Source organism: Kiloniellales bacterium, assembly GCA_030064845.1.
Lineage (GTDB): Bacteria > Pseudomonadota > Alphaproteobacteria > Kiloniellales > JAKSDN01 > JASJEC01.
On record JASJEC010000109.1, the window covers coordinates 1 to 10,661 of the forward strand.

At 65.9% G+C, this 10,661-nt stretch carries 12 protein-coding genes; 5 read left to right on the forward strand and 7 right to left on the reverse strand.

Features of this window, described 5'->3' with window-relative positions; genetic code table 11:
• Window positions 1-968: NAD-binding protein (locus QNJ67_23145; GenBank protein ID MDJ0611887.1), on the forward strand; the 968-nt coding region annotated here is incomplete at its 5' end.
• Here QNJ67_23145 and QNJ67_23150 read toward each other — a convergent pair.
• From QNJ67_23150 to QNJ67_23170, 5 genes are all read right to left on the reverse strand, one after another.
• Window positions 965-1,726, reverse strand: coding sequence for an SDR family oxidoreductase (locus QNJ67_23150; protein MDJ0611888.1), 762 nt, complete (start codon window positions 1,724-1,726; stop codon window positions 965-967). The genes QNJ67_23145 and QNJ67_23150 overlap by 4 nt on opposite strands.
• Window positions 1,727-1,882: 156 nt before the next feature.
• The gene (locus tag QNJ67_23155; GenBank protein ID MDJ0611889.1) at window positions 1,883-2,878 is read right to left on the reverse strand and encodes a formylglycine-generating enzyme family protein; all 996 of its coding nucleotides are present in this window, start codon (window positions 2,876-2,878) and stop codon (window positions 1,883-1,885) included.
• A gap of 82 nt (window positions 2,879-2,960) precedes the next feature.
• Window positions 2,961-4,583 (reverse strand): sulfatase-like hydrolase/transferase, encoded by a 1,623-nt coding sequence (locus tag QNJ67_23160; protein MDJ0611890.1) that lies wholly within the window; start codon window positions 4,581-4,583, stop codon window positions 2,961-2,963.
• A gap of 92 nt (window positions 4,584-4,675) precedes the next feature.
• Window positions 4,676-5,848: an outer membrane protein transport protein gene (locus QNJ67_23165; GenBank protein MDJ0611891.1), complete on the reverse strand. Its 1,173-nt coding sequence runs from the start codon at window positions 5,846-5,848 to the stop codon at window positions 4,676-4,678.
• Window positions 5,849-5,963: 115 nt separating this feature from the next.
• Window positions 5,964-6,524, reverse strand: coding sequence for a TetR/AcrR family transcriptional regulator (locus QNJ67_23170; GenBank protein ID MDJ0611892.1), 561 nt, complete (start codon window positions 6,522-6,524; stop codon window positions 5,964-5,966).
• A gap of 171 nt (window positions 6,525-6,695) precedes the next feature.
• Between QNJ67_23170 and QNJ67_23175 the strand changes: the two genes are divergently transcribed.
• Window positions 6,696-7,406, forward strand: a complete 711-nt coding sequence (locus tag QNJ67_23175) for a DUF4410 domain-containing protein (GenBank protein MDJ0611893.1) — start codon at window positions 6,696-6,698, stop codon at window positions 7,404-7,406.
• A gap of 203 nt (window positions 7,407-7,609) precedes the next feature.
• Window positions 7,610-8,269, forward strand: coding sequence for a cyclic nucleotide-binding domain-containing protein (locus QNJ67_23180; protein MDJ0611894.1), 660 nt, complete (start codon window positions 7,610-7,612; stop codon window positions 8,267-8,269).
• A gap of 62 nt (window positions 8,270-8,331) precedes the next feature.
• Here the strand turns inward: QNJ67_23180 and QNJ67_23185 are convergent, their stop codons facing one another.
• Window positions 8,332-8,943, reverse strand: coding sequence for a hypothetical protein (locus tag QNJ67_23185; GenBank protein ID MDJ0611895.1), 612 nt, complete (start codon window positions 8,941-8,943; stop codon window positions 8,332-8,334).
• Window positions 8,944-9,103: 160 nt separating this feature from the next.
• The gene (locus QNJ67_23190; protein MDJ0611896.1) at window positions 9,104-9,343 is read right to left on the reverse strand and encodes a hypothetical protein; all 240 of its coding nucleotides are present in this window, start codon (window positions 9,341-9,343) and stop codon (window positions 9,104-9,106) included.
• An 83-nt stretch (window positions 9,344-9,426) separates the two neighbouring features.
• On the opposite strand from QNJ67_23190, the gene QNJ67_23195 reads away from it, so the two are divergent.
• Together QNJ67_23195 and QNJ67_23200 are read left to right on the forward strand one after the other, a co-directional pair.
• Window positions 9,427-9,993, forward strand: coding sequence for an SMI1/KNR4 family protein (locus tag QNJ67_23195; protein ID MDJ0611897.1), 567 nt, complete (start codon window positions 9,427-9,429; stop codon window positions 9,991-9,993).
• Window positions 9,994-10,095: 102 nt separating this feature from the next.
• Complete coding sequence (locus tag QNJ67_23200; GenBank protein ID MDJ0611898.1) at window positions 10,096-10,650, forward strand: DOMON-like domain-containing protein; 555 nt, start codon at window positions 10,096-10,098, stop codon at window positions 10,648-10,650.
• Window positions 10,651-10,661: the final 11 nt, after the last annotated feature.

Consider the following 10,661-nt stretch of genomic DNA (forward strand, 5'->3'; position numbering starts at 1 on the left):
TGGTCGGCATGAAGCCGGACCTCGGCGCGCTCCTGATCGGTATGCTGCTGGCCCACCACAAGCGGGCCTCGGAGGTCGCCGAATCGCTTTTCGGCTTCAAGGAGATCCTGCTCGTCGGGTTTTTCCTCAACATCGGGCTGTCCGGCGCGCCAAGCCTCCAGGGCTTCGGGATCGCCATCCTCCTGATCCTCCTCGTCCCGTTCAAAGCCGCGCTGTTCTTCTTCCTCCTGACCCGTTTCCGTTTGCGGGCCCGGTCGTCGCTGCTCTCGTCGCTCAGCCTCGCCAACTACAGCGAGTTCGGCCTCATCGTCGGTTCCCTCGCCGCGGAAAAGGGCTGGATCGGCGGCGAGTGGCTGGTGATCATCGCCGTGTCCGTTTCGATCTCCTTCATCATCGCAGCGCCCCTCAACCGGGCGGCCCACGGGCTCTACGCCCGGTCCAAGGACCGACTGCTGCCCTTTGAGACGAAGACCCGCCATCCGGAGGACCAGGACCTGGTTGTCGGCGATTTGGAGGTCGCGATCTTCGGCATGGGCCGCATGGGCAGCGGTGCCTACGACTACATCCATGAACACAGCGGCCTGCCCATGATCGGCATCGACAGCGACGCGGAGAAGGTGGCCGAGCACCAGGCTGCGGGCCGCACGGTGATCCTGGGAGACGCGGCGGATTCGGATTTCTGGGAGCGGATCCGCGACGAGCACCGAAAAATCCGCGTCATCATGCTGGCGATGCCGGAGCACCGTGCCAACATGTACGCGCTCGAGCAGATCATGGCGGCCGGCTTCAACGGCTACGTGGCCGCCCTGGCGAAGTATCCGGACCACGCCGAGGCGCTGGAGGCGGCCGGCGCCAACATTGCCTTCAACGCCTATGCCGAAGCCGGCGCCGGCTTCGCCGCCGAAATCGAGAGCGAGTTCCAGAAGCTGGCCGAAAACCGCAAGGCCAACGCGACAAGCTCGGATTAGATCGAGCCGGCCTCGACCATGTAGTTGTTGGCCGTGCACATGGCGGCGTCGTCGGAGGCCAGGAACAGCACCATGCGGGCCAGGTAGACCGGCTCGATCAGGTCCGGCAGGCACTGTTTTTGGCGATGCCGCTCCAGCGCCTCGGGCGTCGCCCAGAGCTCCTTCTGGCGCTCGGTCATGACCCAGCCGGGCACCACCGTGTTGACCCGGATCCGGTGCGGGCCGAGGTCGCGGGCGAAGGCGCGGGTCATGCCGTGCACCGCCGCCTTGGCGCTGGTGTAGACCGGCATGCCGCCCGACGCCTCCCACCAGGAGTTGGAGCCGAAGTTGATGATCGAGCCCTTGCCGGCGGCGATCATGCCCGGGGCGACCGCCTGGATGGCGAAGAACATGTGCCGCAGGTTGGCCGCGATCCGCTCGTCGTAGTACTCGGGGGTGACCTCGTCCCAGGCATGGCGGTCGTCCCGCGCGGCATTGTTGACCAGCACCGTGGCCGGGCCGAGCGCGTCCTGCAGCGCCGCGACGCCGCGCTTCAAGGCCGCGATGTCGCGCAGGTCGCAGGCCTCGAAGCGCAGCGTCGCACCGGCGCCCGTCAGGGTCTCGGCCAGGGCCGCGCCCCGTTCCGTGTCGAAGTCGAGGAAACCGACCTGGGAGCCCTGCTCGGCGAAGGCGCGCACGATCTCCGCGCCGATGCCCGAGGCGCCGCCGGTGACGAAGACCACCGCCTGGTTCAAGCTGGGATAGCGAGCGAAGGACATCGGGGTGGCTCCGTTCTGGATTGCTGGCGGTGTCATTCTTGGCCGAGCACCGAGCCTATCGCCAAACGCCACTCAGGCCCAATAGCGGAGCGTCGCATTTTCAGTCTAGCCACGGCGAGCGACCCACTTCGCGGCAAGGCCGTCCGCTTCCTCGCCTCACTCCCGGTCGCGCACGATGCGGAAGCCGATGTGGTTGGTCCCCAGACCCATTTCCTGCGCCTGCCGGGCCGCGGGACGATAGCGGTGGCAGAAGTTCGGTGCGCAGAGCCAGGAGCCGCCCTTGACGACCCGCCTGGGTCCAACCTCGGGGGGCGAAAAACGGGCGGCCAGGCGCTGCGGCGGCCCGCGCGGATCGGTCTCTTCCACCTTCGGGTGGCCCGGCACCCACCAGTCGGCGACGTGTTCCCAGACATTGCCGGCCATGTCGTGAAGCCCGAAGCCGTTCGGCGCGAAGGAGCCGACGGGTGCGGTGCCGTGATGGCCGTCCACCGCGTCGTCCTTCTGCGGGAAGGCCCCTTGCCAGGTGTTGGCCTTCCAGCCCTCGACCGGATCGTAGCTTTCGCCCCAGACGTAGTCGGCCCCCTCCAGGCCGCCGCGCGCCGCGTACTCCCACTCCGCTTCGGTCGGCAGCCGCCCGCCGGCCCATTTCGCGTAGGCTTCCGCGTCCTCGGGCGAGACCTGCACCACCGGATGGTCGTCGAGGGTGGCAATCGAGCTCTCGGGGCCCGTGGGATGGCGCCAGTTCGCACCATGGACGTAGCGCCACCAGGCCGTCGAGTCCCGCCGGCTGACCGCGTGCTGCGGAGGCGCGAAGACCATCGAGCCCGGCTGCAGCAGGTCTGCCGGCCAGTCCGGATGCTCGGCCGGGTCGAGCGCGCGTTCGGCCGTGGTGACGTAGCCCGTCGCGGCCACGAATTCCGCGAACTCGGCATTGGTGACCTCGGTCTTGGAGATCAGGAAAGGCCCGACCGTGACCCGGCGCAGCGGCCCTTCCTCGCGATAGTGCTTTTGCGAACCCATGAGGAAGGTGCCGCCGTCGAGCGGGATCATCTCGACGGCGGCAGCGACACGAGGCTGCAGCGCGAGGCCCATACAAGCCAGAACGGCCCAAGCGATGATCGCCAGATCACCATCCCACGTCTTGCGGATCATCCTCGGCAGCACAAGAGACCGCCTGATGTGTGCCCCACACAGGGCTTTCTTTGCCGCAACAAGCGGTCGGTCGAGGCCGGGTCTAGTCATGCGGGGTCAGCCCAGCCTCCTCGGGCAGGCCCGGTTCACGGTGCGGGAACTTGGCGATCAGCTCCATGTGGCTTTTCACGACGTTCTGGAAGGGCGTGATCGTCCAGAGATAGGGGAACATAGAGCAGTACTTCTCGCCGGGATCGCGAATCACGTTGCACATCGTGATCCCGGGCAGGCCGCCGTGGCCGGGCCCCTCGACCAGCGCTTTGATCTTCTCCCACCGAATGGCGCCGAGCTTCGGGCCACTGTAGTGGAACATGTAGTTGCGCCGCGAATGGCCCTCGCCGAGCAGCAGCAACGCGGTCTGGTCGACCCCGTCGACGATCCGGTCGGTCGGGAGTCGGTCGGTCGCCCCGGCAAGCCGTGCGGCGGTGGTGTAGAGATCGGTCAGGTGGATCATGTCGACCGGGTCCTGGCCGGGCTCGATCATCCCGGGCCACCAGGCCATGGCCGGCACCCGCACGCCGCCTTCCGTCACCTGGCCCTTGCCGCCCTTCAGCCAGGAATAGCCGGCGGTGGGCCAGAAAGCGTACATCGGGCCGTTGTCGCTCCACCAGACCACCAGGGTGTTCTCGGCGATGTTCTCCGCCCTCAGGGTCTCGAGCAGCTGACGCACATGGTCGTTATGCATGGCCATGAAGGAGGCCTGGGCGTTGGCGTTGTCGACGAAGGGCGCATCCCTGAACTCTTCCGAGCCGCTGATCTGTTGCGCATAGCTCGCCCAGTAGATGAAGAAGGGCTTGTCGTCCTGGGCCTTGTCTTTCACGTAGGCGGTGATCTGGGCGATCGACTCCTTCTCGAAGGCCTCCTGGCGCTTCTCACTCGGAGTGCCCGCGAGTCCTTCGATTGCCTTGCGACCCTGGCCCTTCTCGCCGATGTAGCCGCCGATTTCGAGGTCGATGCCGGTCAGCGCCTTGTAGGCCTCGTTGCCCGGAAAATCGTAAAAGGCGGGTGAGGTCGGCTGCGGCATGTTGCCCGCGTAGAACTCCGCCGCCGGCTGCCAGGCGTCGGGCGCGCCGTTGAACAGGCCGTAGTAGGCATAATCGTAGCCCTGGTTTTCTGGCGCGTAGTCGGGCAGTTCGCCCAGATGCCACTTGCCCCACATGGCGGTGTTGTAGCCGGCCTCTGAAAGGACCTCGGCGACGGTCTTCTCTTCCGATGACAGGCCCTGATCGCTGCCGGGCCACAACACCGAGGTCAGGCCCGTGCGCACCGGGTGCCGCCCGGTGTTGATGGCAATCCGGCTGGGCGTGCAGGAAGGTTCCGAGTAGGCGGCCCAGAAGCGCATGCCCTCGTAGGCCATCTTGTCGAGCTCCTCCGAGGGCGTGCCGCGATGCTTGCCGCCGCCCTGCCAGCCCAGCTCGCCCCAGCCGACGTCGTCGGTCAGGATGTAGATGATGTTGGGCTTCTTGCCGAAGCGCTGCTCCAGGGCCGCGAGCTTCTCGTCGATGGTCTTGTCCTCCTCGGCCCAGGTCGCCTTCTGCCGATCCTGCAGCGCCAGGAAGGGCGCGTCGGCTTGCTGGGCGCGCGCCGGGACCGCGGTCACGCTCAGCGCCGCCAGCAGTGCCGCCGCCGCCGTCAGACTGGGTGTCAGGGTCTCCTGGATCGTCATCTTCTTCTCCTTCTCCGGCTATCTAGGTTTGCATCGTCCGGACACCGGTGTGACCGGTCGACCGTCCTCAACAGGTTCTATTGCTTCGCCGCTCAGAACTTCCAGCTCGCGTTCACGGCGACGAAAAGGGCGTAGTTGTCCTGGTAGTCGCCGCGCAGGGTGTCGTCATCGATCTTTCCGTCACCGAGGTCGATGAACTCGAAGGACCCGCCAAGGGTCATGCTCTGGGACATCTGATGCTGAACCCCAACGGCGAAGCGTAGCTGCCGGTCGATCGGCATGTCGGCGGTCCGGTCGCGATCGCTGACCGGAGAGGTGTCGTAGGAGAAGCCGACCTGCAGCAGCCAGTCTCCGACCGGCCGGTAGTGGACGCCGACGCCGAACTTGTAGGTGTCCTCCCAGTTCCGCGGGATCGCGGCCGTGCCGCCGTCGGTCGAGACCAGGAGGTTGTCCAGGGTGCTCCAGTCTTCCCAGGCGAAGGTGCCCAGCACGGCCCAGCGGTCGTCGAACTCGTGGTACAGCCCGACCCGGACCGTCTGCGCGAGGTCGAGCTGAGTGTCCGAGCCGACGTCGATGTCGGCCGGATCGATCTTGAGATCGCCGGAGAAACTCAGATCCTGCTCGGACAGGTAGACCACGCCCAGACGGGTGCGCGGCGTCAGTTCGAAGAGCAGGCCGACGTCGAAGCCGAAGGCCCAGTCGTCGCCGTCGATCTCGGCTTGACCCTCGCCGCCGGGCGGCACGGCCAGCTTGAACTCCAGATCGGCATAGGTCGCGACGAAACCGGCGCCGAAGGACAGCCAGTCGGTAATCCGGAAGGCCGCCGTCGGGTTGATGGTGGCGGAAAGGAGGCTGATCTCCTGGTTCTGGAAACGGCCGGTCCAGTTGTTGTTGTAGTCCAGCGAGGCGCCGCTGATCGAGAACACGCCCAGTCCCAGCTTCACGTCCTCGGTCACGCTCGCGACCCCGTAGTTGCCAAGGATCGGTATGAAGCTGCCGGCATTGCCGCCGTTGCCGCCGTCGAAGGGCGTCGTGGAATCCGGATCGAAGCGGGTCTGGGCGTAGCCGAGACCCGCGCCCAGCATAACCTCGTTGCCCTCCACCCGGGTCATGCCGGCCGGGTTGTGCCAGGTGGTCGAGGCGTCGACCGCGACCGCCTCGGCGCCGGCACCGGCCACCCCCTGACTCGGCGTCGCGAACTCGTTGATGTAGAGGCCGCCGGCCAGGGCCGGCCCGCAGACCAGAACGGCCGACAGGAGCGCCAAGGCCAGAATCCCATGCCCGCGATCCCTCAAAGACGCAGCGAGCATCCGCCTCGACGTCATCCCGATGTCCCCTTTCCGGTCCGGCAAAGCGAGATCGCTTGCCGGGTTCCCTGCCTTACGTCCCCATCAAGAGTTCGAGCCGTCGCTCGATCAGCGCGTCCTCGCTCCTGGCGCTCTGGCGCACGAACATCATCGGCTCGAAGGCCTCGTAGTAGAGAAACAGCCGCACGCGGTTCTCCAGCTCGAGCCCCCTGAAGCCTGCGGCCTTGAACAGCGATCTGGCGTAGCCCAGTCGTATCTCGTCAGCCTGATGCACGTAGTCCGCCGCCAAGGGATCGCTCAGCGCCCAGGCGCGAATCGTGGCATCGAAGTCCGCAGCCTTGCGCTTGCGAATGAGCTTGATCAACGCACGCAGCGTCGTCTTCGGGTCGAGGTCCAGGCCCGAGATGTCGTCAAGGATGTCCAGCGTCCAGGCGCGGATCCAGTGCTCGAGCATGCTGACGAGCAGGTCCCGCCGATCCTTGAAGTGGTGATAGAAGCTGCCGCGGGTGCAGCCCAGCCGCTTGGCGAGGCGGTCGACCTTGACCGCGGCAATCCCCTCTTTCGCTAAGACCTGCATGCTCTCGGCCAGCCAGTCTTCCCTGGTGAGGCGTTTGCTCCTTGGCACTCTTGACATAAGCATACACTACTGTACGGTAAAAATACAGTATAACATGTTAGAGAACGCCCGCCAGGTTTTTCGCGCCTTCGCTGTACCGGACCTCCGGGCCGCATCGCTCAGGTTGAGACACGCGGATCCGGGCCTGCCGACGGCACCGCGCAGGCTGTCCAACTCGGGGAAACCGGTATGAAGTCGCTAGGAAATCTCGTTTCTTTCCTGCTTGTCGCCGGCCTTCTCGGCGCCTGCGCCTCGGCCGAGGTCACCTCGAGCAAGTCCTACATCGGTGATGAGAAGATCCCGCGACCGGATCGCATCATCGTCTACACCTTTTCTGCGACCCCAGCGGAGGTGCCGCCCAACTCCGCGATCGCCGACCGGGTGACCGGCCACGCCACGCCTCAGACGAACCAGGAGCTCGAGGTCGGCCGCAAGCTCGGTGCCTCGGTTGCCAGAAATCTGGTCGCCCAGATCCGGGCCATGGGGCTGCCGGCGACGGAAGCCGCCAAGGCGCCGAAGCCGAAGGCTGGCGACGCGGTCATCAAGGGCCACTTCGTCTCCATCGACGAGGGCAGCGTCGGCAAGCGCATGCTGGTCGGCTTCGGCTCCGGCGCCGCCGAGCTGAGGACCGTGGTCGAGGGCTACCAGGTGACCGACAAGGGCCTGCGCCCGCTCGGGTCCCGGGAGATCGATTCCGACGGTGGCAAGACCCCCGGCGTCCTGGTGCCGGCTGCGGTCACGGTGGCGACCGCCAACCCGGTCGGCCTCGTCGTTGGCAGCGCGGTCAAGGTCGCGGGCGAGGCGACGGGCTCGGAGACCCTGGAAGGCGCCGCCAAACGCACCGCCGAGGAAATCGCCGGGGAACTGAAGGCCGCCTTCCAGAAGCAAGGCTGGATCTAGGCCGCGCGCCACAACGCCGCCCGTCCTGCCACCTCCTTGGTCGGCACCGAGGGCCACCGTCCCATTGCACCGACGCCCGGCCGCGCGCCCTTGTGGCCAACCCCACACGCGCCGATCGGTCGCGCTGGCAGGATCCGCCCCATCGCGGAGCTCCGGCGCCGGATTCGCCGGCGGCGGACGCCTCCGCAAGGGGGGAAGTGGCCGTGCTCGAGTTCACCGTCGACAGCGATTGGCTGATCCACGTCGCCGCGCTGCTGCAGGGGCTGGGTCTGCTGCTACGGCGCCAGCTGCTGCTGCGCCTCTTCCTGCTCGCCGGCAGCTTCGCCTACGTCGCCTACTTCTACGCCCACGCGGTCGAGCCGATGTGGGCGCCGGTCTTCTGGAGCTCGGTGCTCGGCGCGGCCAACGCCGTCGGCATCGCGCGCCTGGTCCTGGAGCGCCTGCACTTCCGCCACAGCGAGGAGGAGCGGCACTTCCTGGAGACCCTCAAGGTCCTGACCCCGGGCGAGTTGCGCCGGCTGATGCGCCTGGCTCAGTGGCGCGAGGCCGAGGTCACGACGACCCTGACCCAGGAGGGCCGGCCGGTCCGCGAGCTCTACTACGTGCTCGACGGCGGGATCGAGGTCGTCAAGGCCGGCAAGGCCTTCTCGCTCCGCCCCGGGGTCTTCATCGGCGAGGTCGCCTTCCTCCTGGACACGCCGGCCTCGGCCACCGTGTTCCTGGCGCCGGGCACCCGCTACATCGCCTGGTCGTCCGAGCCCCTGCGCAAGCTGATCGACCGCACCCCCTCCCTCGGCCTGACCATGGAGCGCCTCTTCAACCAGGAACTCGCCCGCAAGGTCGCCCAGTCCTGGGGCGCCTAACGCGCGCCCGGACCAGGTCTGGGACGTAGCGGTGCACGCAGGCTGCCCCGCCTGCATCGCTCTCAATCCGACGTGGAGCCGGCGATCGCGGTCAGACGCCGCAGTGCGGGAACGTGGATGGTGAAGAGAAACACGCCCCAATACTCCGCCCCGGCCGCGAAGTATGATGACGCCTCGGGAAGCCTCGGGTGGCTCCAGTCGAGGATATCGTGCTCCAGTTCCGGTGGCAGGATGACCTCACGAACCTTGTCGAAACGGTCCTGGACCACGCTCGGTTTCGCCCTCAAGCCATAGGGCGTCTGGGAAAACGCGTAGGCGAACTGCCCGCCCGCGCCCGGACCCGAAAGCAAGGCCGCGCCCGAGACGATCCCGGCCGAATCGAGGTCCTTCAGCTTCGGGTCGATCACCTCCCGGCCATCCCCAGTCCGGTATCGGCCGAGCTTGATCAGGGCCCCATCTTTGGGATCATACCAGTCTCCGAAGAAGGCCCGCTCGCCAATGCGCTTGTAGCCGAGCGACCGCAACACCCCGTTATCGATGCCGGGCACCACCGCCGCGATCGCCTCAAGGGCCGAGGCCTCGTCTGCCTCCGCCTCCTCGAAGACGGCAAACCTGAGCACCCCGCCGATCTTGCGGTAGCCCTTGAATGCGGCCGGCAGCGCTCTTCTTTTCAAGGTGAAAGGCCTAGGAGTTTCGGCTGAAAAATCACTGTGTAGAGGCTCACAAGTCCGAAAGGCTGCGACCCGTCAAGAGAGCAGGCCCCGAAATGAAAGAAAGATGTCAGGCTGTGCACAACGTGGGGTCTCTTACTGGCAAATGACTAGGTCTCTGTGGTCAGATATATTCTGCAAAGAGTGCAACACGGGGTTCCGCCCGCACCGCGGTTTTTGCTGGTTGTGGCAAATTTTCGCGTTTCCCGCCACTTTCGTCCTGGTCGGGCTTTGCTTTCTGTACATAGCTTTCCACTATGAGATCGACGTTGCATTTGCGGCAATGATGGCCGTCACCTTTACCGGAGCGTTTGTTCCCTTGGTCGAGAAAAAGAACCAGGAAGGAGTCCGGAGCGTCTTGCAAGACTTTCTCTGATTGCTTCAGAGGCCGCACGATTGAGGCAATGACAGCTCCAATTTGCTCGCTAGGGGAAGTAAGAAATCGATATGAGCACCGATCCTGTTGAGCGGTCGAGAATCAGAGAGCTCTTGGCAAAGGCCGTTCTCCCGAGGGGAAAGCCGGCGCCGACAGGGATATCCGCCGATGAGCTGAAGGCATTTTCGAAGCGCACGGGTATCCAAGTGCCAAGGCCCCTTGCCGAGTGGCTGGAGATCGCGAACGGCGCTTGCGTCTCCGCCGGCGGTCTTTTCGGCATCTACACGAAGCGGAAGCACTTCCTGACTGGAATCGAGGAGTTATACGACCTTCACCCGGAGTGGAAGCAGCGAGGATGGATCCCGTTGGCTGACGATGGCTGCGGCAACTATTACATCATGCCGACGGCGCAGGAATTCGGGCAAGGATGGCCCGTCTTCTTCATTGACATGGCGGAAGCACCAGAAAGATCCAGATATATCGTCGCCTCAAACATATGGAAATTCCTGCTTTGGTATTTGGAAGAGAGCATTTCGGATGAATACCTATCCGGCTGGCTCTTCGATAGAGACCAGGCGACGCAGCGTGATCCCGACCTAGAGACCTTCGAAGGGCTTGCCATGCCATGGGATGCCTAGTTTAGCCGTCGAGCCCTTGGCTTGACGCTTGGGCCACACAGCTTTGGTCCTACCCAGGCAGAAAGCTCTCGCGAGGTCGAGTGTCGCCGCTACATTGACGTAATGCATCAGGAATTGAAGCTTCACCCGAACTCGCCCTGCGGTGCGGCGATCGAGATCGCCGTCGAGGCCGCGCGGCCGAGCCCCGATGCCCTGCGGCTTCGCTACCGCGTGACCGGCGAGATCGGTGCGATCAGCTTGCCGGCCGTCGCCGCGGCCGCACGCGCCGACGGGCTCTGGCAGCACACTTGCTTCGAGGCCTTCCTGCGCGCGGCGCCGGGCGGTGTCTACCACGAGTTCAACTTCGCGCCCTCGACCCTTTGGGCGGCCTACCGCTTCGCGGGCTACCGGGCGGGGATGCGGGTCGCCCAGGAAGTGGAGGCGCCGCAGCTCGCGGTCGAGGCCCGGGACGGGGCCTTCGAGCTGCGGGCCGAGCTGACGCTCGACCGCCTGCCCGAGCTGCCGCCCGACGCGCCCTGGCAGCTCGGCCTCTCGGCGGTGATCGAGGAGGTTGACGGCCGCCTCTCCTACTGGGCCCTGGCGCATCCGCCGGGGCGGCCGGACTTTCATCATTCCGATTGCTTTGCCCTGGAACTTGCCGCAGCTTTGCGCGCATGAACTTCGGCATC